Source organism: Halomonas sp. R57-5 (assembly GCF_900070345.1).
Taxonomy (GTDB): Bacteria; Pseudomonadota; Gammaproteobacteria; order Pseudomonadales; family Halomonadaceae; genus Vreelandella; species Vreelandella ventosae_B.
In genome coordinates, this window is the sequence record NZ_LN813019.1 from 3,624,863 (window position 1) to 3,647,389 (window position 22,527).

Genomic DNA, 22,527 nt, shown 5'->3' on the forward strand with positions numbered 1-22,527 from the left:
TATCATAAACAATGCCCCTCTAGCGTTATCCTAGCAAGTGTATCTTTCTGATAGGTTACGCCAAAGGTAGTTCGCTAAGGCGCGGCTTACCACTCACACTTGTTGGTAATTTGTTGCTCAATGGTTTGATTTATAACGGAAGCTTACATGGATCTTTTTGATAGCGCCCAGGCGACACCTGCCGACGACGCCCCGTTAGCCTTTCGTATGCGTCCACGTCAGTTAAATGATTACGTGGGTCAGCAGGCGCTGGTGGGGCCAGATAAACCCTTACGCCGCATGGCGGAATCAGGCGTCGTGCGCTCAATGATTCTATGGGGCCCGCCGGGGGTTGGCAAAACCACGCTGGCGGAGCTATTGGCACGGGCTTCCCAGGCTCACCTAGAACAGCTCAGCGCGGTAATGGCTGGGGTTAAAGAGATTCGCGCCGTAGTCGAGCGCGCCCAGCAGATGTCATCCACGGTTATCCTCTTTTTAGACGAGATTCATCGCCTTAACAAGAGCCAGCAGGATGCCCTACTGCCCCATGTGGAGTCGGGCCTGCTGACGCTAATAGGTGCCACTACCGAAAACCCCTCCTTCGAAGTCAATTCGGCGCTACTTTCCCGCGCGCGGGTTTACGTGCTGAAATCGCTCACTCAAGACGAACTGACCACGGTGATGCGCCAGGCCCTTAACGACGTTGAGCGTGGGCTGGGCAAGCGCGATATCCAGGTTGATGACGAGGTATTAACCGCCCTGGCCCACGCCAGCGCAGGCGACGCCCGACGGGCACTGGGGCTTTTAGAAACCGCCTGCGATTTCGCTACCCAGGAAGCTGGCCGCGAAGTGCTGCATAAAGCGGTACTCGCCGATGTGATTGGCCACCAGGCCAGCGCCTTTGATAAGCAGGGGGATGCTTATTACGACCTGCTTTCAGCGATTCATAAGTCGATACGCTCTTCGCGCCCCAATGCCGCGCTGCTGTATATGGCGCGCTTTATGCAGGGCGGCGGCGACCCACTGGATGTGGTGCGCAGGCTAACCGCCATTGCCTCAGAAGATGTCGGCAACGCCGACCCCCGCGCGCTACCGCTGGTGATTGCGGCATGGGATGCTTACTTACGCTTGGGGGATTACGAAGGCCAGCGGGCGATTGCCCATGCGGCGATTCATTTGGCAGTGGCGCCCAAAAGCAACCGCATCGACCGCGCCTGGAGTGAAGCTAAACAGTACGTGCGCCAGCAGCCCCAGGTGGACGTGCCCACTTACCTGAGAAACGCGCCGACCAAGCTGATGGAGCAGTTAGGCCACGGCGAGGGCTACCGCTATGCCCATAATGAACCAAACGGCTACCCGGCGGGCAGTGCCCACGACTGTTGGCCTGAAGAGCTACCTAAGGCCGACTTTTTCAAGCCAAGCGCCATCGGTCAGGAGAAGCGCTTTGGGGAAATTATGGCGTGGCGGGAAAATCTTGATCAGGAAGCAGATCAGGCGCCCTAAGGCGCCTGATGGTTCAACCAGTGGCAGGTTTAACTGCCACTCTCCAGCAATTACTTATCTTTAACGACTGACTCCTTACACCTGACCATTCACGCTTCACCCTTAAAGCTCTTCGCGGATAACATCGGTGCCTTCGGGGATCTCGAAATCAAACATATCCGGGGCGATATCACCATTGAGGGTAATATTGCTAAACGTAATCGAGGTGCGCTGGCCGGTGCTGTCCATCATCCACAGCTCGCTTAGCTCTTCACCTTCAAACACCATGCTCAACTCTTCAAACAGCGTGTCGGCAGAGATAGGCACTAGAGTAAAGACATCGTCTCCCTCATCCTGCTCGTAGAAAACCTCATAGCTTTCGGCTAAATCATCCACGCTTCCCGACAGCAGCAACGCTGGGGTATGGGTGACCCGATCATCCATCTCTTGAACGGTGACCTGTTCAAGGTCAGGGTCGTACATATACACATCTTCACCGTCGGACACCACGGTTTGAGAGTACGGCGCTTCCACTTCCCAACGCAGCATGCCTGGGCGGGACAACCACATCTGCCCCCGCGCGCTCTGCATCCGCTCGCCACTTCCATCCAGAATCTGCTGTTCAAAGTCGGCTTGATAGCGCTCAAGCGGATCCAGCCGCTCGGTCAAACGTTCGGCCGCGTCATCCGCAAAAGCGGGAGCACCAAATGTTAACCCCAAAGCGCTGGCCGCAAATGCCAGTTGTGAAGGACGTTTTGTTTGCGTATCGCGCATATGATCTCCCTAGGCAACCGTTGACAGATAACCGTTGCTAAATAACGAAGCTTGTTAAAAATAACTGAGGCCGGTGTAACCGCTCATGCCTCACTCGGAAACGTAACAATCAGACGTGAAAAACGCCGTGGGGTTTCACCTACGGCGTTACTTTCACGCTTATTGCATAATTGCGCGCGGTTAGTGGCCCACCGGCGGCGGCGCCAGCACTTCCCGCGCCCCGTTGGAACCCATGGACGTCACTACGCCAGCGCCCTCCATAGCCTCAACCAAGCGCGCAGCTCGGTTGTAGCCAATTTTAAAGCGCCGCTGCACCGCAGAAATCGAGGCTTTGCGTGTTTCGGTGACAAACTGGACGGCCTCATCGTAGAGCGCGTCCTGCTCTGCATCGTCGCCATCGCCCCCTTCAGCCTCAAGGCCAGTTAGGGCATCGGCAGAGACGCCGCCAGAAAGAATCTCTTCGATATACTCCGGCGCACCACGACGCTTCCAGTCATCGACCACCCGATGCACTTCGTCATCATCCACAAAGGCACCATGGATGCGGTTAGGCGGCCCAGAGCCCGCGGGCAGATAGAGCATATCGCCATGCCCCAGCAGGCTTTCGGCGCCGCCCTGGTCAAGAATGGTGCGCGAATCGATTCGAGATGAGACCTGAAACGCCATCCTTGATGGGATGTTGGCTTTAATCAAGCCCGTCACTACATCCACCGAGGGGCGCTGAGTCGCCAGAATCAAATGGATACCGGCAGCGCGGGCTTTTTGTGCCAGGCGCGCAATCAGCTCTTCCACCTTTTTACCGACAATCATAAACATATCGGCAAACTCGTCGATCACCACGACGATGTAAGGCAACTTCTCCAACACCGGATGCGGCTGATGCACTTCCCAAGGCTGCGGCTCCCAGAGCGGGTCGGCCACTTGAGCACCGGCGCGCTCCGCTTCGTCCAAGCGGCCATTGAAGCCCGCAATGTTGCGCACCCCCATGGCTGCCATTAGCTTGTAGCGGCGCTCCATTTCAGCGACACACCAGCGCAGACTGTTGGCCGCCTCTTTCATATCGGTAACCACGGGCGCCAGCAGGTGGGGAATACCGTCATACACCGACAGCTCCAACATTTTCGGGTCGACCATAATCAGCTTCAGCTCGCTGGGCTTCGCTTTCAGCAGCATCGAAATCAGCATGGCGTTAACGCCCACTGATTTACCCGACCCGGTGGTACCCGCGACTAGCAGATGGGGCATCTTGCCCAGGTTAGCGACCACGGGACTGCCGCCAATATCCTGGCCAAGCGCCATGGTTAGTGGCGAGGTCTCCTGTTGATAGCGGTCGGAGTCGATGACTTCGCGCAGCCGGATCATGGCACGGTTGGGGTTGGGTATTTCGATCCCCACCGTGGGGCGACCGGGTATCACCTCGACCACACGCACGCTTTTGACCATCAGTGAGCGTGCCAGGTCTTTGGCGAGGTTACTGATCTTAGACACTTTGACGCCCGCGGCGGGCTTAATCTCAAAGCGCGTAATGACCGGCCCAGGCCAGGTATCGACGACTTCTGCCTTGACGCCGTATTCGCGTAGCCGCACTTCAAGCAACTCAGCCATATCGGCCAACTGCTGGTCGCTGTAGTTGGGCTGATAAGGCTCTGCGGGTGTCAGCAGTTGCAGGCTCGGCACGTCGCCTTCGGGCTCATCCAACGTCTCAAAAGCAGGCCGCTGGCTCTGCAAATGCTCCACGGTCCATAGTGCAGGGCCTTCATCCGCTTCTGGCGTGCTCTCGTCGGGCGCGAAGGTGGGCTCCTGACGGGCTGCCGGGGTTGGCGTAGGCGGCGCATTGCCTATCTCGTCATCGTTCAGCTCTTCATCATCCAGTTCTTCATCATCCCACACCGGCTCCGGGACGACCTCAGCCACCCGTTCAGGTCTACGGGCAGACTCAGGTGCAGCAATGCGCTCAGGCACACGCTCAGCCTCGCTAACACGTTGTTCGGCCTCGGTGGGGGCTTCGTCGTTGACAAAAAAGCGGCTTTCCGCAGGCGTGGGCGGCTCTTCTTGACGCGTCGCACGCAGCGGGAAGGCAGTGTCGGCTTCTTTGGGCTCTTCAAACGCAGGTGTCTGCTTCTCAGGCACTGCGGCCGGTTTCTCAGCCTGGACAAAGGCATTTTCGCGCGGCGCTGCTACCTTTTGCGCGCTGCTATCGGCTGACTCCGCGTTAGGAGTAGAAGTGATAGGTGCGGGTGTTTTAGCTGGCACATGCTTATTGCTTGAAAAAGCCGCCGCTTCCCAGGGAATCGAAGTGTCCGTGGTCTCGCTGCTTTCTGAAAGGCTGTTTTCTGAAGGACTCACTTCGGAAGGAGTCGTTTCTGAAGAACTGTTCGCTAAAGAACTATTCGCTAAAGAGCTGCTCTCTGACGTGCTGCCCGAAAGCGGCATAGACAAGCCGGGCTCACGGCGCTCGCGACCGCTCGGGCTTTTACCGACTGGCTCCGCCGCAGGCACAGCGTCGGGCTTAATCTCCGCGGTTGCGGCTTCAGGCGCTACTGGAGACTTACTTTCAGGCGCTAGTGGGGACTTAGCTTCAGGCTGTACTGGAGACTTAGCTTCTGGTTTCGGCGTAGGCTTAGCGGCGGCTTTAGCAGCCGCACGTTGCGCTGCGCGCATGCGGCGAGACTGCCGACGTGCCGATAACCAGCTGCCCAGGCGACATAGTCGCTTGCCGAGCTCATCCGCCACCTGCAGCCATGACATACCGCTAAACAGCGGAAAGCCGCTTAAAATTAACGCCGCGGCGATTAGCCCCACGCCGCCACTGCTTACCAGCGGCCTAAGCGCGCCGACCAGGCCTTCGCCCAAAATACCGCCAGAGGCGTAGGGCAGCATGCTTTCAGGGTGATAAAAGTGCAGCGCACCCAGCATGGTCGTGCCAAAAATAAGCAGCATCAAGCCGCCCGCGTGCACGGCAATCGCCACCGGGTCAAGCTCAAAACGCACCTGACGCGAGCGAATCAGCCACCAGGCGGCAAAACCAAACATGCCTGGCCACCACAATGCGCTGGCGCCAAGCAGTGAATAGAGGACATCGGCTAGCCAGGCGCCTACTTGGCCCATCCAGTTACGAACATCGGTTTCCGGGCCCTGATAAGACCAGCCTGGATCAGACGGGTGGTAGCTAAATAGTGCTAATAATAAAAACACACACAGCGCAAGCAGTATCACCACTACGCCTTCGCGTACGGAGCCTTGTAAGCGCAGGCCAAAACGACGAGCCTTATCCTTTGCGGCGTTAACACGCGCAGAAGAAGCCGATGATGGTGTTTGACGCGCGCTACGCTGCGTTCGCTTGTTTACTGCTTTATTCACTTTCAAGCGACTCTCCCTTTACACCTCAATGGCGTCTTTAATCCACTTGCGAGTTTGCATGATACCGAGCATCCTTCCGCCGTCACAGAGCACGCTGCAACAGGAGCAAGTAATGCTACCTTGGCTTTCCTCGCCACATCCTACATTTCCAGCTACGCATAACGCCCTAGAGGCGCCCAATGGCCTGCTGGCCGCTGGCGGTGAGCTCTCCCCCACCTGGCTGGKAGAAGCCTATCGGCAGGGCATATTTCCCTGGTTCAGCGACGACGACCCCATTCTGTGGTGGAGTCCAGACCCGCGCATGATACTCCTACCAGAGCAATTTAAGCAGCGTCGTAGCCTAACCAAACGATTACGCCATGGTGGCTTCCATGTCACCCTGGATCAACACTTCGACCAGGTGATTCAGGCCTGTGCCGCCCCACGTGGCGAAGAGGCTGGCACCTGGATCACGGATGACATGTGCGACGCTTACAGCCTGCTGCATGCCTTGGGCATTGCCCATAGCATTGAAGTCCATCAAAACAGCCAATTAGTGGGCGGGCTGTATGGCATTGCCATGGGCCCAGTGTTTTTCGGCGAGTCGATGTTCTCCCGCGCCCCGGATGCCTCAAAGGTAGCGCTGGCCCACCTTGCCAGGGCCATGCGCGAGCACGGTGGCAAACTCATCGACTGCCAAATGCATACGCCCCACCTGGAGAGCCTGGGCGCTATTACAGTCGCCCGCGAGGCATTCATCAACTATCTTAAAAACTGGTTGCCCGATAAGGCGTTTACGTTCCCTTCACCAACCACTGAGACACCCACTGTTCCCGCATCGCTGTGGCTAAACGCGATTGCCGCTGAGGGTAATGCATAGTGACGAACTTATTCTGTTTCAACCCTTTCTTTCAACAAGGAGGCAAGCCGTGAGCAGTAACACTCCGCGTCGCCCGGTGCGGGATTTACGCTTCTTCCTTACCGTGCCGCATGCCTGTAGCTACCTACCCGGCCGAGAGGCGACGACACTGTTTCTCGACCCTCAGGAGTCGCCAGTCCCAGGTGTCTATGACTCGCTGGCGCTGTTAGGGTTTCGTCGCAGCGGGCGCCATTTATACCGCCCTCACTGTGAGGGATGCAACGCCTGCCGCTCGGTGCGTATTCCCGTTGAACAGTTTGCGGCTAACCGCACGCAACGCAAAATTTGGCGCCGCAMCGCCGATATTAGCGTGCGTATCGTGCCCGCTCACTTTGCATCAAGCCACTACTCGCTCTACGCTAACTACATTCGTCAGCGCCATGCCGACGGCGATATGTACCCGCCCAGCCGTGAACAGTATCGCACTTTTCTCACCCTTGATGAGCCCTATGCCCATCTAATGGAGATGTACCTCGACGACGAACTGGTCGGGGTAGCCGCTTTTGACCAGCTGGAGCATGGGCTCTCGGCAATCTACACCTTCTTTGCCGTGAGCGAGGCCTTGGACAAGCGTTCGCTAGGCACTTTTGCTATTCTCCAGCTTATTGAACTCAGCCGAGAAAAAGCGCTGCCGCACCTTTATTTAGGGTATTGGATCGAAGAGTGCCGTAAGATGCGCTACAAGCAGGCGTTTGCGCCGTTGGAAATCCTTGATGGGCGCCATTGGCGGCCGTTAATTCGCTAAACATGCCAGCTTTTTTGCCTTGACGGCGGGCTTACGGCACAATATAGCGCTGTTTCTTGAGCGCCCACCTAGCGGCACTCAAATTCTGACCGATTATTACATCACTAACTCATAAGTGAGGACATGCCTATATGGCACGCGAAGATCATATTGAAATGGAAGGCGTTATCGTCGATACCCTTCCGAACACCATGTTTCGGGTTGAGCTGGAAAACGGTCACGTTGTTACCGCTCACATCTCCGGCAAAATGCGCAAAAATTATATCCGCATTCTGACCGGCGACAAGGTAAAAGTAGAGCTGACACCGTACGACCTGTCCAAAGGCCGTATCGTTTACCGTTCGCGCTAAGCCCTCAGCTTGTTGATAGCTGATACTAACGCGTTGGGCTGGCTTCGACTGCTGCTAAGAACTGTTTCGAAGAATTGCTTCTAGGACAGCGCCGATCAGTGTCAATGACTGCTGACTAAGAACGACAACGCCCCGTCAAAGACAGGGCGCTGCGTTTTTATGGGTACAACATAAGTGATGGGCTTTAATGCGGCTTAGCGCCCTTTTCAGGGCGCATCTGCCATTTCAGTCTCTGTGGAAAGGTGCAACTCGCCCTCCTCCAGGCTAACGTGAACAATGCCGCCCTGGTCAGCCAGCTCGCCAAACAGAATCATCTCGGCTAATGGCTTTTTCAGCTTCTCTTGAATGAGGCGCGCCATTGGGCGTGCACCCATATCAGGATCATAGCCTTTATCGGCCAGCCAATCTCGTGCCATGTCGTCCACATCCAGCTGAACACGCTTCTCATCCAGCTGCGCCTGCAGCTCGATCAAGAACTTGTCGACGACGTTGCGCACCACCGAAACCGGCAGCGAATGGAACTGAATAATGCCATCCAGACGGTTGCGGAACTCCGGCGAGAAGGTCCGACGAATCACTTCCATGGCATCGGTGGAGTGGTCTTGATGCTGGAAGCCAATGGAGCGGCGCGACGCCTGCTCAGCACCGGCGTTAGAGGTCATGATCACGATAACGTGGCGGAAATCGGCTTCGCGGCCGTTGTTATCCGTTAAACGACCGTGATCCATGACCTGCAGCAGCAGGTTAAAGACTTCCGGATGAGCTTTCTCGATCTCATCCAGCAGCAGCACACAGTGCGGCTGCTTAGTGACCGCTTCCGTCAGCAGACCACCCTGGTCGTAACCGACGTAACCCGGGGGCGCACCGATCAAGCGCGATACGGTGTGACGCTCCATATACTCCGACATATCAAAGCGCACCAACTCGATGCCCATAATATGCGCAAGCTGCTTGGCCACTTCGGTTTTACCCACCCCCGTGGGGCCAGCAAACAGGAAGCTACCGACGGGCTTATCGGGGGATTTAAGCCCTGCCCGGGAGAGCTTAATGGCCGCCGAGAGGCTATCGATTGCTTCATCCTGCCCAAACACCAGCATCTTCAGGTCACGATCCAGCTTCTCTAGCAGCTTGCGGTCAGAGCTTGAAACACTCTTCGGCGGAATACGCGCAATCGATGCCACCACGGCTTCCACTTGCTCGACGTCGATGGTCTTAAGACGCACTTCCGGCGGCAATAGACGCTGGTGAGCGCCCGCCTCGTCAATCACGTCAATCGCTTTGTCGGGCAGGAAGCGATCGTTGATGTAGCGATCCGCTAAACGTGCCGCGCTCTCAAGCGCGCCATCGGTATACTTCAGTTCGTGGTGCTCTTCAAAGCGAGAACGCAGCCCTTTGAGGATTTTGATGGTGTCGTCGACCGMCGGCGCCATCACATCCACTTTCTGGAAGCGCCGCGCCAGGGCACGATCTTTCTCGAAGATACCGCGGAATTCTTGGAACGTGGTCGAACCAATGCAGCGCAGCTCGCCCGAAGAGAGTAGTGGCTTAAGCAGGTTAGACGCATCCATCACACCACCAGAGGCGGCGCCTGCGCCAATCACCGTGTGGATCTCATCGATGAATAGCACCGCGTTAGGCTGCTTGCGTAGCTCGCTCAGCAGGCTTTTGAGGCGTTTTTCAAAGTCGCCACGGTACTTGGTACCGGCCAGTAGCGCGCCCATATCCAGCGAATAGACCACCGCATCGGCAATAACGTCGGGAACATCTTCTTCAACGATACGCTTGGCCAAGCCTTCGGCCACCGCGGTTTTACCCACGCCTGCCTCACCGACCAACAGCGGATTATTCTTGCGCCGCCGGGCCAGAATTTGCACCACGCGCTCAAGCTCGTGGTCACGGCCAATCAGCGGATCAATTTTGCCCAGCCGCGCCTGCTCATTCAGGTTGGTTGCGTAGCCCGTGAGCGGATGAGCAGCGCCCTCATTGCCACCCTCTTCCGCGTCTTCGCTCTCTGACGAAGAAGGAGCGGGAGACGGCCCGTGACCAGCCACTTTGGAGATACCATGGGCGATGTAGTTGACCGCATCAACCCGCGCAACACTCTGCTGTTTAAGGAAGTAAACCGCTTGGCTCTCTTGCTCGGAGAAGATCGCTACCAGCACATTAGCGCCGGATACTTCACTTTTACCCGATGACTGAACGTGGAAGACCGCCCGCTGTAAAACACGCTGAAAACCAAGCGTGGGCTGGGTCTCGCGATCACCCTGGCCTTCTGGAATCAGTGGCGTGGTCGAGTTAATAAAATCCTGCAGATCGGACCGCAGCTTGTCGAGGTTCGCCCCGCAGGCCTTCAGTACGTCTACCGCTGAGGCATTATCTAGCAACGCTAGCAGCAGGTGCTCAACGGTCATAAACTCATGGCGCTTTGAGCGCGCCACGGTGAAGGCCGTGTTCAGGGTCATTTCAAGTTCTTTGCTCAGCATGGCAGTCCCCTTTTCGCTACTACCTAGGGCGTATCGCCACCTAGGGCTTGCGTCGGATCAGTTTAATCGACCGGCACTCTCAACATCGGGTACAAATGGCACGGTTGCAAGCCTCACCGCCAATTATTTCTCAACGTTTTTAATTGGCGGCCTCAATATCACTTATCAACGGGTGCTCACACTCCCGGGCATATTCGTTTACCTGATAGCTTTTGGTTTCAGCTATATCCCGCGTAAATACGCCGCAGGTGCCCTTTCCTTGGGTATGTACGGCGAGCATAACCTGAACGGCTGTCTCGCTGTCCATGTTGAAAAAATCTTGCAGCACTTCAATGACGAACTCCATCGGCGTGTAATCGTCATTGTGAAGCACCACCTTATAAAGCGGCGGTTGCGCCAGCGCCGGTTCTGCTGACTGCACCGCGATATCGCCATCTTCATCGGGCATATTTGGCCGTGTCATCCCCGTTTGTACGGGTAGCATGGCCAAGCATGAACTATCTAGGTTGGGCATAAGCAGCACGGTGGTTGTCTCAACACTGACCGCTGGAAGCGTCTACAGGTCTCACGATGGCTAATTGGCTATTAACTTTCACTATTAGCTAAGACGCTTTCGATCAGCAAGGGTTCATGGAAAAATTAAAATATCACAGGGTGTAACAGGGAGTGCAAGAGCGGGTGGAATAGAGAACTTAATACGAAACCCCCGCCCGCCGAGCGGACGGGGGTTAACAAGCCTCATCGCGGGCGGTTGCTATTAGCTCTTAGCGACCATGGCCAGCGTTTCGTTAAGAGTCTTGCTGGGGCGCATAACCTGACCAGCCAACTCAAGATCTGGGTGGAAATAGCCACGAATATCGACAGACTGCCCCTGAACGCTGTTCAGTTCATCGACAATGGTCGCCTCTTTGGCCGTTAGCGCGTCGGCCAAACGACCGAATAAGGCTTGCATCTCGGCATCTTCACTCTGCTCAGCCAAGGCTTCTGCCCAGTATAGCGCCAAATAGAAGKGGCTGCCGCGGTTGTCGAGCTCACCCACTTTGCGCGACGGCGACTTATTGCTATCCAGGAACTTACCGTTCGCCTGATCGAGGGCTTTAGCCAGCATTTTCGCCCGGGCGTTATCGAAGGTGCTGCCCAGGTGCTCAAGGGATGCCGCCAGAGCCAGGAACTCGCCCAGCGAATCCCAGCGCAGGTGGTTCTCTTCCAGCAACTGTTGAACGTGCTTGGGCGCAGAGCCGCCAGCGCCGGTTTCAAACAAACCACCGCCATTCATCAACGGTACGATTGAGAGCATTTTGGCACTGGTGCCCAGCTCCATAATCGGGAACAGATCGGTCAAGTAGTCGCGCAGTACGTTGCCAGTGACGGAGATGGTGTCTTCGCCCTTACGGATACGCTCCAGGGAGAAGCGCATGGCGTCTTCCGGCGCCATGATACGAATATCCAGGCCAGTGGTATCGTGATCTTTCAAGTAGCTTTCGACTTTCTTGATCAACTGAGCATCGTGAGCGCGCTGGGCATCCAGCCAGAAGATAGCGGGCGTGGCGCTTTCACGGGCACGGTTAACCGCCAGCTTCACCCAATCGCGCACCGGGGCATCTTTGGTCTGGCACATCCGCCAAATGTCGCCCTGTTCAACGCTGTGCTCTAACACGACATTGCCGCTGGCATCGGTAACGCGCACCGTACCGTCAGTGGGGATTTGGAAGGTCTTATCGTGAGAGCCGTACTCTTCAGCTTTCTGCGCCATTAGACCCACATTGGGCACGCTGCCCATGGTGGTCGGATCAAAGGCACCGTGCTGTTTGCAATCTTCAATCACGGTTTGATAGATACCGGCGTAGCAGCGATCAGGAATCACTGCTTTAACGTCGTGTAGCTGGTCGTCGGCCCCCCACATTTTACCAGAGTCGCGGATCATCGCGGGCATAGAGGCGTCGATGATCACGTCGCTGGGCACGTGTAGGTTGGTGATTCCTTTGTGGGAGTTCACCATCGCCAAACGCGGACGCTCGGCATACAGCGCCTGTATCTCATCCTGAATCTGGGTCTGACGCTCTTCTGGCAGCGATTTAATCGCCGAGTAGAGGTCACCGATACCGTTATTGGCATCGAAACCCGCCTGCTGAAGATCATCAGCATGCTTGCTCAGCACGTCCTGATAAAACTCGCTGACCACCATGCCGAACATGATCGGATCAGAGACTTTCATCATGGTCGCTTTAAGGTGCAGCGAGAACAGCACGTCTTTCGCTTTGGCGTCAGCGACTTCTTCGGCCACAAAACGGCGCAGCGCGTTACGGCTCATCACCGCACCATCGACCACTTCGCTTTCCAGCACCGAGGTTTTCGGCTTGAGTACCGTCGTGCTGCCATCTTTCGCGACCAGCTCAATCTTAAGATCGGTGGCCTTTTCAATTAGCGCCGACTTTTCACTGCCGTAGAAGTCGCCTTCACGCATATGCGCGACATGAGATTTGGAGTCGCTGCTCCATTCACCCATACGGTGAGGATATTTGCGGGCGTAATTTTTAACTGACAAGGGCGCGCGGCGGTCAGAGTTACCTTCACGCAGTACGGGATTGACGGCACTGCCTTTGGTTTTGTCGTAGCGGGCCTGGATATCTTTTTCTTCGTCAGTTTGGGGCGTTTCCGGGTAGTTGGGAAGTTTGTAGCCCTGCTGCTGCAATTCTTTGATCACCGCCTTTAACTGGGGCAGTGAGGCGCTGATATTAGGCAATTTAATAATATTAGCTTCTGGGGTCTTGGTCAGTTCGCCAAGCTCCGCCAGGTGATCGCCGATCTGCTGCTCTTTACTCAGATAGTCGGGAAACTGAGCGATGATTCGAGCGGCCAGGGAAATATCGCGGGTCTCTACCTGAATACCAGCAGAATCGGTGAATGCGTCGATAATGGGTAGCAGGGAGTGTGTCGCGAGCGCGGGCGCTTCGTCGGTGAGCGTATAGATGATCTTCGGCGTTTTGGTCATTTTTGCGTTAACCTCTCTCTTTTCGCTGCGGTGGCAAGAAATCTTGAGCGGAGCGCGAGCTCAACGATGGGCGCCCCATCAGGTAGCCGGAGTATACCAGCGCTGCCCTCCATGCGCATGGTCGACATGCCAAAGGCACCGAGTAAAGAACAGCAACGAGACTTCATGAGCAACCTCTATCTACTGCATAAGCCTTTCCAGGTACTGAGCCAGTTCACTGACCGTGAGGGTCGCCCCACGCTGGCGGACTATATTGATGTCAATAATGTTTACCCCGCCGGCCGGTTAGATTACGACTCTGAAGGCCTGCTGCTGCTCAGCGATGACGGTGAATTGATTCACCGCATCTCTCACCCCCGCCATAAGCAGCCCAAAACCTACTGGGCTCAGCTCGAAGGGCACATTGATGACACGGCGCTCAAGGCGTTACGCCAGGGCATTACCCTTAAAGACGGCCCCACCCAGCCCGCTAAGGCGCGGCGAATAGGTCCTCCCACTACCGCGCCGCGCCACCCGGCCATCGACCCCAAGCGCCATCCCTCGACTAGCTGGCTGGAGCTAACCCTCAGCGAAGGGCGTAACCGACAGGTGCGCCGCATGACGGCCCACGTGGGCTTTCCCACCCTGCGCTTGATTCGCATCGCCATTGGCCCATGGAAGCTGGACGGTTTGGCCCCTGGCGAATGGCGTAAGGAAGCGCTACACGCTCCTCGACCCGCCAATACGCCTGCTCGCCAGCGAGCGCGACCCACCACAAAACGCAGGAAGCCCTGATGAGCCTTATTCGCAGCACCGCAGCCTGCGTGATTCAGCAGGGTGAGCGCTTTTTGATGGTAGAAGAGCAGCGCGGCGGCCCTCAGAGCGTGTTTAACCAGCCCGCCGGTCATATCGAACCCGGCGAGGGGCCTATCGCGGCAATTCTGCGTGAGGTGCAGGAAGAGACCGCTTGGCAGGTATCACTCACCGGTTACCTGGGCCTATACGTATTCCATAGCGACGCAGGACAGACGTTTCATAGCCACGGTTTTATTGCCAAGCCGCTTGATAAGCTTGATCTCGCCCTTGACCCCGATATTTTCGCCACCCATTGGCTCACACTTGAGCAAATACGCGCCTTAGATCACCAGTCACGTCTACGCAGCCCACTAGTACTCAAACGTATTGAGGATGCGCTCAGCGGGACGAGTTATCCGCTGGCGGTGATTCGCGAGTGAAGCACTCGAAGCCATCACCCCCCATCGTGTATAATCCCCGCCCAATTGCATAACACTTTTTAGCAAACCACCTTTTGCACACTATTTCTTACTGAGGATGCCAATGTCATCCAATACCCAGCCAGCCAGCGATGGTTCAACCACTACCGAGCCCTCTACTAGCGGCAAAGTCATTGTCGGTATGTCCGGCGGTGTCGACTCGTCCGTTTCTGCCCTTCTCCTCATGCAACAAGGCTATGAGGTGGAAGGTCTGTTTATGAAGAACTGGGACGAAGACGACGGCACCGAATACTGCACCGCTAAAGAAGATCTCGCCGACGCCGAAGCGGTCTGCGCCAAGCTGGGCATTAAACTGCACACCGCCAATTTTGCCGCGGAGTACTGGGATAATGTCTTTGAGCACTTTTTAGCCGAATACAAAGCGGGCCGTACGCCCAACCCGGATATTCTGTGTAACCGGGAAATCAAGTTTAAGGTGTTCCTTGAATACGCCGAAATGCTGGGTGCCGATAAAATCGCCACCGGGCACTATGTTCGTCAAGGGCATGTCCGCCAAGGCATGAGCGAAAGTCGTCCGCGCCTGCTTAAAGGGCTGGATGGCAATAAAGATCAAAGCTACTTCCTGCATGCGGTGCCGGAAGCCGCGATCGCGCGCACTCTGTTTCCCGTGGGCGAGCTGGAAAAACCCGCCGTGCGTGCGTTAGCGGAACAGCACGAGCTGATTACCGCCAAGAAAAAAGACTCCACCGGGATCTGCTTTATTGGCGAGCGGCGTTTTCGCGACTTCCTGCAGCAGTACCTACCCGCCCAACCCGGCAGCATTGAAACGCCGGACGGCGATGTGATTGGCCAACATATGGGACTGATGTACTACACCCTGGGTCAGCGCCAAGGCTTAGGCATAGGCGGACTGGCCAACTACTCAGAAGAGCCCTGGTACGTGGCAGCGAAAGACCTTGATCGCAACGTACTGGTCGCGGTGCAGGGCAAGCACGATCAATTGCTCTACTCCGACACTCTGGCCACGGAAGCCATGGATTGGGTGGCGGGCGAGCCGCCGATTCAGCAGGGTCGCTTTACTGCCAAGACGCGTTACCGGCAAAGCGACTGCCGCTGCGAAATGCGTGTGCTGCCCGACGGCGGTGTCGAGGTTACCTTCGATGACCCGCAGTGGGCCGTCACCCCCGGCCAATCGTTGGTACTTTACGATGGCGACATTTGCTTGGGCGGCGGCGTTATTCGCGCCACCTGGAAGAAAGCCGCGGAGGCTGCTGCATGAATCCCACCACGCCGATCCATCGCGCGCCCGACTCGCCGTCTGCCCGCCAAGCGCTTGCGTTAGCAGGCGTGTTCCAAGCCGCCAGTCTGGTGGACGAACTCGCCCGCACCGGGCAAGTCGACCCGCGCGCCTGGGAAACGCTGATTGAAGCCACCGTGGATACCAACCCGGAGAGCTTTGAAGCTATTTACGGCGGGCACCCCAACAACTTACGCCGTGGCCTGGATACCTTAGAAGCCCTGGTGGGCCGCAAGCAGGCGAACCCGGTGGTGCTGCGTTACGGTTTTTCGCTGCTGATGCTGATGAATAAACTGCGCACCAGCAACGACATGATGGACGCTCTGGGCCAAAAGCTCACCCGCATTCAGGGACAGGCCGAGCATTTCGGTGCTACCCATGAAAACGTGGTCGCCAGCCTGGGGGAAGCCTACCAAGAGACCATTTCCACCTTTAAAACCCGCATTGTGGTGCAAGGTGACCCCTCGCTATTGCAAAGCCGCATGATGCCCGAGCGTGTGCGCGCCTGCCTGATGGCAGGGATTCGCTTTGGGTTATTGTGGCATCAACAAGGCGGGCGGCGTTGGAAGCTGGTATTCCAGCGCAAAGCGCTACGCCGGGCGCTGGACAGCCTCAGCTGACCGCCACCCAATCGACTACTCTGTTCTCGTTTGACTTGTTCTTGATTAATTTGCTCTCGATTAATTTGCTCTCGAACCACCTGGAAACCATGCCATGCAACTCTCCGCTTTGACCGCCCTCTCCCCCGTTGACGGCCGCTACGCTTCTAAAGCCGCCGCCCTGCGCGAACACTTCAGTGAATTCGGCCTGATTCGCGCCCGTGTGATTGTGGAAGTTCGCTGGCTTCAGCGCCTGGCCGAGCACACCCAAATAATCGAAGTGCCGCCGCTCTCCGCTGAGGCAACCGCGTTTCTTGAGCAGCTGATTCGTGAGTTTTCAATCAGCGATGCCGAGCGCATCAAAGAGATCGAGCGCACTACCAACCACGATGTCAAAGCGGTGGAGTATTTCCTCAAAGAGAAAATTGCCGATCAAGCCGAGCTACATGCGGTCACCGAGTTTATTCACTTTGCCTGCACCAGTGAAGATATCAACAACCTCTCTTACGGCGTGATGCTCAGCGATGGCCTAACCGCCATGCTGCCCACCATGCACGAAGTGGCCGACGAAATCGCCAAGCTGGCCATCGCCCACGCCGCCCAGCCGATGCTATCCCGTACCCATGGCCAAACGGCGACGCCAACCACGCTGGGCAAAGAGATGGCCAATGTGGCCTACCGCCTTAAGCGCCAGTTGAAGCAGATTGAAGCGGTGGAAGTGCTGGGCAAAATCAACGGCGCCGTGGGCAATTACAACGCCCACCTGACCACCTACCCAGAGATCGATTGGGAAGCCAACGCACGTACCTTTGTGGAAGGCCTAGGGCTAACGTTCAACCCTTACACCACCCAGATCGAGCCCCACGACTATATCGCCGAACTGTTCGATGCTATCTGCCGCTTCAATACGATCTTGATCGACTTCGATCGCGACGTATGGGGCTATATTTCATTGGGTTACTTCAAGCAGCGCACGGTTGAGGGCGAAATTGGCTCATCGACCATGCCGCACAAAGTGAACCCGATCGACTTTGAAAACTCCGAGGGCAACCTGGGTCTGGCCAATGCGGTACTGAGTCATCTTGCCCAAAAGCTGCCGATTTCCCGCTGGCAGCGTGACCTCACCGACTCCACCGTACTGCGTAATCTGGGCGTAGGCTTGGCCTATGGTTTAATTGCTTACCACGCCAGCTTAAAAGGCGTCAGCAAGCTGGAAGCCAATCCCGAGCGTTTAAACGCCGACCTGGATAACAGTTGGGAAGTGCTCGCCGAGCCGATTCAAACGGTGATGCGTCGCTACGGCATCGAAAAGCCCTACGAAAAACTTAAGCAACTGACCCGCGGCAAACGTATTGACCAAGCGGGCTTTGCGGCGTTTATTGATACACTGGAATTGCCCAGCGAGGTTAAAACCGAGTTGAAGGCGCTTTCACCGGCCAACTATATTGGTAATGCTCAGGCCCAGGCCGAAGCATTGACGCAACAATTAAACTGTCTATAAAGACATCTATAACGACACCTTATATCGCCAACTTACTAACGCCAGGGCATGCCATGAACCATCACGATAAGCCGTTAACCCTGCTGGGCGATCTTACCGCCGCCGACTTTCTGGCCCATTATTGGCAGCAAAAGCCGCTGCTGATTCGTGGCGCGATGCCCGACTTCATCAGCCCCATTGAAGCCGATGAACTGGCGGGCCTTGCCTGCGAGCCTGGCGTGGAAGCACGTCTGGTCGAAGAAGAAGGCCCGGRCGGCCCCTGGCAGGTCTCTCACGGCCCCTTCGATGAAGCCACCTTCGAACGGCTACCGGAAAACAACTGGAGTCTGCTGGTGCAGGCGGTTGACCACTATGTGCCCGCGGTGGCAGCACTGATGGATGAGTTTGACTTCCTACCCCGCTGGCGGCTCGATGACGTGATGATCAGCTACGCACCTCCTGGCGGCAATGTGGGCGCGCATATCGACCAGTACGACGTTTTCCTACTCCAAGCCAGCGGCCACCGCCGCTGGCAGCTGGGTGGCAAACTGACCGAAGATGCGCCGATTATCCAAGGCATTGATCTGCGCATTCTGAAAGAATTCAGCGTAGAGCCAGACTCCGACTGGGTGCTTGACCCCGGCGATATGCTCTATCTTCCTCCCGGTTGGGCACATCACGGCGTCAGTCAGAGCGATGACTGCATGACCATTTCGGTGGGTTTTCGCGCACCTTCCGCCGATGAGGCGATCMCCTCCTATGCGGACTACCTCGGCGAGCAGCTACCGGCCTCTCAGCGTTACAGCGATGCAGGCATGGCGCCTGCTCAGCAGCCCGGTGAACTGGATGACGCCGCAGTGGAACGGATGCGTCAGCTGATTATGTCGACGCTGGATAACCCAACCCAAGTCGCTCAGTGGTTTGGCCGGGTGATGACCCAGCCAAAATATGTCGATCAAGTGGTACCGCTTGAAACACCGATGACCGAGGCGGCGCTTGTTGCTCAGCTACAAGACGACGAACCGCTTTATCATATGCCGGGCTCACGCTTTGCCTGGCGTAGCGACGCCAGCGGCACCACGCTATTTGTTGATGGCGACGGCCACGCTTGCTCGGCTGAATTGGCTAAACGCCTTGCCGACACTACCCCGCTCTACGCCGACGACCTTGAGCTTGACGGTGCTGCTGCGCTCATCACGCAACTGGTCAATACCGGCAGCCTGGGTTTTATGAGCGATGAAGGTGATGACGACGAGGCGTATTAATGGCGATTACCCACATTAGCACCGGCAACTGGGAAACGCTTGGCCAGGCTGCCAGCGAGATCCGGCGCCGAGTATTTATTGAAGAGCAGAGCGTGCCTCAGGAAGAGGAGTGGGATGGCTTGGATCCTGAGTGCCAGCACTTTTTGGCACTCCTCGACGGGCAGCCGGTAGGCACCGCACGGCTGCTGCCCGATGCCCATATTGGCCGTGTTGCAGTACTTAGTGATGCCCGCGGCACCGGCATCGGCGTGCTGCTGATGCAGGCCGCCATTGAGGCGGCTCGCCATGCAGGACACCCTCAAGTCGTGCTGAGCGCCCAAGTTCACGCGTTGGCGTTTTATCAGCGGCTAGGCTTCGTTGCCCACGGCGAGGAGTTTCTCGATGCAGGTATTCCCCATCGAGAAATGACGCTTTCACTCGCGTAATAGATACTCTTGTTTGATCTCTAGCACTGCTCCGGCAGTGCTTTTTTATGCCCTCCTGACGAAAAACCACTACACAAACCCACCGCTGTATTACCCGCTGTAGTCGGGTTACAACCCACTGTGCCCCCAAGTGTCAATTGTTGAATACGCCATCCTCGTGGATAGTTATTGCATTGCAGCGTTATGGCGATGTGGTTAAGGCTTCAAGCCCGCAACGCTGTATCAGATGCCTCTAGCACTGATGTCTCTAGCACCCAAGACAATGGGCTTAGAGACGATTGACTTAGAGACGATTGGCTTAAAGACAGTAACGCGAAATTCAATGATGCTGAATACAACTTCGCAGGTGCAGCATAAGCAAGCGCTGATTTGCGAAACAACATCAAGACCAAAGAGGGTAAGCTCATGTCAGGACTGCTCGACGATATCAAAGCCATGGCCCAGCTCCGCGAAGCACAAGGCGGCAAATGGGAAGCCATCAAACCTGAGTACGCCGCCCGCATGCGTGCTCAAAACCGCTTTCACACCGGCCTGGACATTGCTCGCTATACCGCCAAAGTCATGCGTGAAGATATGGCTGCTTACGATGCTGATACCGCACAGTACACCCAGTCACTAGGCTGCTGGCACGGCTTTATTGGTCAGCAGAAGCTTATCTCAATCAAAAAGCACTTTGGCACCACCAAACGTAGCTACCTCTACCTTTCTGGCTGGATGGTTGCCGCGCTGCGCTCCGAGTTCGGCCCGCTCCCCGACCAGTCAATGCACGAGAAAACCTCCGTCGCGGACCTGATTGAAGAGCTCTACACCTTCCTAAAGCAAGCCGATGCCTGGGAACTTAACCACCTGTTCCGCGCCCTGGATGAGGCTAAAGAGGCCGGCGACAGCGGCAAAGAGCAGGAGTTGATCAGCAAAATCGATAATTACGAGACCCATATCGTGCCGATCATTGCCGATATCGACGCGGGCTTTGGTAACGCAGAAGCCACCTATCTGCTGGCCAAGAAGTTTATTCAAGCCGGCGCTTGCTGTATCCAGCTGGAAAACCAGGTCTCTGACGAAAAACAGTGCGGCCACCAGGACGGTAAAGTCACCGTGCCCCATGAGGACTTTCTGGCCAAAATTAACGCCGTGCGTTATGCCTTTTTGGAACTCGGCATTGAAGATGGCGTTATCGTGGCGCGCACCGACTCACTCGGCGCTGGTTTGACGCAAAAAATTGCCGTCACCAATGAGCCAGGTGATCTAGGCGATCAGTACAACAGCTTCCTGGACGGCGATACGATTGAGAACGCCGCCGACATCAATAACGGCGATGTGGTTATCAAGCAGAACGGCAAGCTGGTGAAACCCAAGCGCCTCGCGTCGGGCCTCTACCAGTTCAAACCCGGTACTGGCGAAGATCGTGTCATTCTGGACTGCATCACCAGTCTGCAAAACGGCGCCGACCTGCTATGGATCGAAACCGAGAAGCCTCACGTTGGCCAGATCGCCAGCATGGTTAACCGGATTCGTGAAGTCGTGCCGGATGCCAAGCTGGTCTACAACAACTCACCGTCCTTTAACTGGACGCTGAACTTCCGCCAGCAGGTGTTCGATGCCTGGCAGGAAGAGGGTAAAGATGTATCGGCTTACCAGCGTGACAAGCTGATGAGCGCCGAATACGACGAAACAGAGCTTGGTCAGTTGGCCGATGAGTGGACGCGTAACTTCCAACGCGACTCATCTCGCGAAGCAGGGATCTTCCACCACTTGATCACCCTGCCGACTTACCACACCGCCGCCCTGTCCACCGATAATCTGGCGAAAGGCTACTTCGGCGACGAAGGCATGCTGGCTTACGTGAAAGGCGTCCAGCGCCAGGAAATTCGCCAGGGGATCGCCACAGTTCGTCACCAGGATATGGCGGGCTCCAATATCGGTGATGACCACAAAGAGTTCTTCCACGGCGATGCCGCGCTCAAAGCCGGTGGCAAAGACAACACCATGAACCAGTTTGGCTAATTAGCAGGTTTTAAACTGCCTTAACTCGCCATGCAAACCCTGCAACAGGRGGCCTTACAGGCCTCCTGTTTTTGCTTGTCTAGCGGTATTTGCACACTGTTTTCTTAATACGCTGTTACACTCTGGCGTAAGCTATTTGGTAGCGCCTGCGCTACCAGTTGTGATCTTTTTAAACGATCACTGGTCAAAAGCGGTGGCATCAGCTATCTTTAACGAACACTGTTCTATAACTGTAATTGCTCCTCAAACCGTCATCTTAATGACAGCCATGTGGGCGACAGTTATCAAAATAGACACACTGGAGGTTTTAATGAAACGTCTTCTTTTACCCGTTGCCGCACTAAGCATTCTCACCCTAGCTGGCTGCGCCAACACATCCGGCTACTCTGGCGATGTCTATAGCGGTAATCAGGCCAAAACAAGCCAAAGCGTCACTTATGGCACGATCGTGGCGGTTCGCCCGGTACAGATTCAAGCGGAAAGCCGTGCAGGCGGCCTTTTAGGCAGTGGTGGTGGCGCGATCATTGGTGGTCTTCTGGGCAACCAAGTCGGCGGTGGCTCGGGTCGTCAATTGGCAACGGTTGCTGGTGCACTCGGCGGTGCGGTGGCAGGCACCGCCGCTGAAGATGCGACTAACCGCGTCAATGCGCTGGAAATGGAAATTCGTCGTGACGACGGCTCTGACATCGTTGTCGTTCAGCGCGCAGACCAACAATTCCAAGCCGGTCAGCGTGTTCGCCTGATTGGTAGTGGTGCTAGCGTGAGCGTTGCACCTTATTAATGTAAGCAGCGTTCATGGATAGCGTTTAATCGCCACGAAAAAGCCCGACCATCTACCATGATGGTCGGGCTTTTTTTATGACTATTTTATTGCCGCCGACTTTATTGCTGTCGACGAAATCAGTGAGCTTTGCTGCCCGCCCAGTTAACCAGCGCCATAACTGCCCAGCCAATGAGGCCCAACAGAATAACGACCAGCAGCATATCAACCGGCTTCACTAACGTGGTCGAGCCCAATACTCCCAGCGTAATTACCCATAGATAACGGTTATCGCCATGGCTTTTCAAAAAACCGGGCAACACCTTATCTAATCCCTCGCTCACGCCGCTATTCCAGCGCTGATGCACAAAGTAAGCAATCAGGCAAAATGCGACAAGCCAAATAATTAAGATCGTCATT

Annotated in this window: 19 protein-coding genes; 13 read left to right on the top strand and 6 right to left on the bottom strand. The window is 56.1% G+C overall.

What is annotated here, in order from left to right; translation table 11 throughout:
- Positions 1-147 precede the first annotated feature (147 nt).
- On the top strand, positions 148-1,482 hold the full coding sequence (locus HALO_RS16630; protein ID WP_035577699.1) for a replication-associated recombination protein A: 1,335 nt from the start codon (positions 148-150) through the stop codon (positions 1,480-1,482).
- Positions 1,483-1,584: 102 nt separating this feature from the next.
- Here HALO_RS16630 and lolA read toward each other — a convergent pair whose 3' ends face one another.
- The gene (gene lolA / locus HALO_RS16635; RefSeq protein ID WP_035577697.1) at positions 1,585-2,235 is read right to left on the bottom strand and encodes an outer membrane lipoprotein chaperone LolA; all 651 of its coding nucleotides are present in this window, start codon (positions 2,233-2,235) and stop codon (positions 1,585-1,587) included.
- Between the two features lie 180 nt (positions 2,236-2,415).
- Positions 2,416-5,601 (bottom strand): DNA translocase FtsK, encoded by a 3,186-nt coding sequence (locus tag HALO_RS16640; RefSeq protein WP_035577695.1) that lies wholly within the window; start codon positions 5,599-5,601, stop codon positions 2,416-2,418.
- Positions 5,602-5,707: 106 nt separating this feature from the next.
- On the opposite strand from HALO_RS16640, the gene aat reads away from it, so the two are divergent.
- From aat to infA, 3 genes are all read left to right on the top strand, one after another.
- Positions 5,708-6,454: a leucyl/phenylalanyl-tRNA--protein transferase gene (aat, locus tag HALO_RS16645; protein ID WP_050713709.1), complete on the top strand. Its 747-nt coding sequence runs from the start codon at positions 5,708-5,710 to the stop codon at positions 6,452-6,454.
- 49 nt (positions 6,455-6,503) lie between these two features.
- On the top strand, positions 6,504-7,238 hold the full coding sequence (locus HALO_RS16650) for an arginyltransferase (RefSeq protein ID WP_050713710.1): 735 nt from the start codon (positions 6,504-6,506) through the stop codon (positions 7,236-7,238).
- A 131-nt stretch (positions 7,239-7,369) separates the two neighbouring features.
- Entirely contained in the window at positions 7,370-7,588 is a 219-nt protein-coding gene (gene infA, locus HALO_RS16655) for a translation initiation factor IF-1 (RefSeq protein ID WP_007111068.1), read from the top strand.
- A 206-nt stretch (positions 7,589-7,794) separates the two neighbouring features.
- On the opposite strand, the gene clpA is transcribed toward infA, so the two are convergent.
- From clpA to HALO_RS16670, 3 genes are all read right to left on the bottom strand, one after another.
- A complete protein-coding gene (gene clpA, locus HALO_RS16660) occupies positions 7,795-10,071 on the bottom strand; it encodes an ATP-dependent Clp protease ATP-binding subunit ClpA (RefSeq protein ID WP_050713711.1) in 2,277 nt (758 codons plus the stop codon).
- A 139-nt stretch (positions 10,072-10,210) separates the two neighbouring features.
- Positions 10,211-10,519: an ATP-dependent Clp protease adapter ClpS gene (gene clpS / locus HALO_RS16665; RefSeq protein WP_035538640.1), complete on the bottom strand. Its 309-nt coding sequence runs from the start codon at positions 10,517-10,519 to the stop codon at positions 10,211-10,213.
- Positions 10,520-10,828: 309 nt separating this feature from the next.
- The gene (locus HALO_RS16670) at positions 10,829-13,063 is read right to left on the bottom strand and encodes an NADP-dependent isocitrate dehydrogenase (RefSeq protein WP_050713712.1); all 2,235 of its coding nucleotides are present in this window, start codon (positions 13,061-13,063) and stop codon (positions 10,829-10,831) included.
- 165 nt (positions 13,064-13,228) lie between these two features.
- Between HALO_RS16670 and HALO_RS16675 the strand changes: the two genes are divergently transcribed.
- From HALO_RS16675 to HALO_RS16715, 9 genes are all read left to right on the top strand, one after another.
- The gene (locus tag HALO_RS16675) at positions 13,229-13,837 is read left to right on the top strand and encodes a pseudouridine synthase (RefSeq protein WP_035577681.1); all 609 of its coding nucleotides are present in this window, start codon (positions 13,229-13,231) and stop codon (positions 13,835-13,837) included.
- Positions 13,837-14,277, top strand: coding sequence for an NUDIX hydrolase (locus HALO_RS16680; protein ID WP_035577678.1), 441 nt, complete (start codon positions 13,837-13,839; stop codon positions 14,275-14,277). Before HALO_RS16675 ends, HALO_RS16680 begins: the two co-directional genes overlap by 1 nt.
- A 103-nt stretch (positions 14,278-14,380) precedes the next feature.
- Positions 14,381-15,556 (top strand): tRNA 2-thiouridine(34) synthase MnmA, encoded by a 1,176-nt coding sequence (mnmA, locus tag HALO_RS16685; protein WP_081899034.1) that lies wholly within the window; start codon positions 14,381-14,383, stop codon positions 15,554-15,556.
- Positions 15,553-16,194, top strand: a complete 642-nt coding sequence (hflD, locus tag HALO_RS16690) for a high frequency lysogenization protein HflD (RefSeq protein WP_035577673.1) — start codon at positions 15,553-15,555, stop codon at positions 16,192-16,194. Before mnmA ends, hflD begins: the two co-directional genes overlap by 4 nt.
- 94 nt (positions 16,195-16,288) lie before the next feature.
- Positions 16,289-17,674, top strand: coding sequence for an adenylosuccinate lyase (purB, locus tag HALO_RS16695; protein WP_035577671.1), 1,386 nt, complete (start codon positions 16,289-16,291; stop codon positions 17,672-17,674).
- 53 nt (positions 17,675-17,727) lie between these two features.
- Positions 17,728-18,918, top strand: a complete 1,191-nt coding sequence (locus tag HALO_RS16700) for a cupin domain-containing protein (RefSeq protein WP_050713713.1) — start codon at positions 17,728-17,730, stop codon at positions 18,916-18,918.
- Entirely contained in the window at positions 18,918-19,343 is a 426-nt protein-coding gene (locus HALO_RS16705; protein ID WP_035577667.1) for a GNAT family N-acetyltransferase, read from the top strand. The genes HALO_RS16700 and HALO_RS16705 overlap by 1 nt, the downstream gene beginning before the upstream one ends.
- A 405-nt stretch (positions 19,344-19,748) precedes the next feature.
- The gene (locus HALO_RS16710; protein WP_035577665.1) at positions 19,749-21,347 is read left to right on the top strand and encodes an isocitrate lyase; all 1,599 of its coding nucleotides are present in this window, start codon (positions 19,749-19,751) and stop codon (positions 21,345-21,347) included.
- Positions 21,348-21,657: 310 nt separating this feature from the next.
- Positions 21,658-22,128: a glycine zipper 2TM domain-containing protein gene (locus HALO_RS16715; RefSeq protein WP_035577663.1), complete on the top strand. Its 471-nt coding sequence runs from the start codon at positions 21,658-21,660 to the stop codon at positions 22,126-22,128.
- 119 nt (positions 22,129-22,247) lie between these two features.
- Here HALO_RS16715 and HALO_RS16720 read toward each other — a convergent pair whose 3' ends face one another.
- The gene (locus HALO_RS16720) at positions 22,248-22,526 is read right to left on the bottom strand and encodes a hypothetical protein (protein WP_035577661.1); all 279 of its coding nucleotides are present in this window, start codon (positions 22,524-22,526) and stop codon (positions 22,248-22,250) included.
- Position 22,527 lies beyond the last annotated feature (1 nt).

Coding starts and splice junctions, on each gene's coding strand:
- HALO_RS16630 (WP_035577699.1), top strand. CDS start 148: ATGGATCTTTTTGATAGCGCCCAGGCGACACCTGCCGACGACGCCCCG.
- lolA (WP_035577697.1), bottom strand. CDS start 2,235: ATGCGCGATACGCAAACAAAACGTCCTTCACAACTGGCATTTGCGGCC.
- infA (WP_007111068.1), top strand. CDS start 7,370: ATGGCACGCGAAGATCATATTGAAATGGAAGGCGTTATCGTCGATACC.
- clpS (WP_035538640.1), bottom strand. CDS start 10,519: ATGCCCGATGAAGATGGCGATATCGCGGTGCAGTCAGCAGAACCGGCG.
- HALO_RS16675 (WP_035577681.1), top strand. CDS start 13,229: ATGAGCAACCTCTATCTACTGCATAAGCCTTTCCAGGTACTGAGCCAG.
- HALO_RS16680 (WP_035577678.1), top strand. CDS start 13,837: ATGAGCCTTATTCGCAGCACCGCAGCCTGCGTGATTCAGCAGGGTGAG.
- mnmA (WP_081899034.1), top strand. CDS start 14,381: ATGTCATCCAATACCCAGCCAGCCAGCGATGGTTCAACCACTACCGAG.
- hflD (WP_035577673.1), top strand. CDS start 15,553: ATGAATCCCACCACGCCGATCCATCGCGCGCCCGACTCGCCGTCTGCC.
- purB (WP_035577671.1), top strand. CDS start 16,289: ATGCAACTCTCCGCTTTGACCGCCCTCTCCCCCGTTGACGGCCGCTAC.
- HALO_RS16705 (WP_035577667.1), top strand. CDS start 18,918: ATGGCGATTACCCACATTAGCACCGGCAACTGGGAAACGCTTGGCCAG.
- HALO_RS16710 (WP_035577665.1), top strand. CDS start 19,749: ATGTCAGGACTGCTCGACGATATCAAAGCCATGGCCCAGCTCCGCGAA.
- HALO_RS16715 (WP_035577663.1), top strand. CDS start 21,658: ATGAAACGTCTTCTTTTACCCGTTGCCGCACTAAGCATTCTCACCCTA.
- HALO_RS16720 (WP_035577661.1), bottom strand. CDS start 22,526: ATGACGATCTTAATTATTTGGCTTGTCGCATTTTGCCTGATTGCTTAC.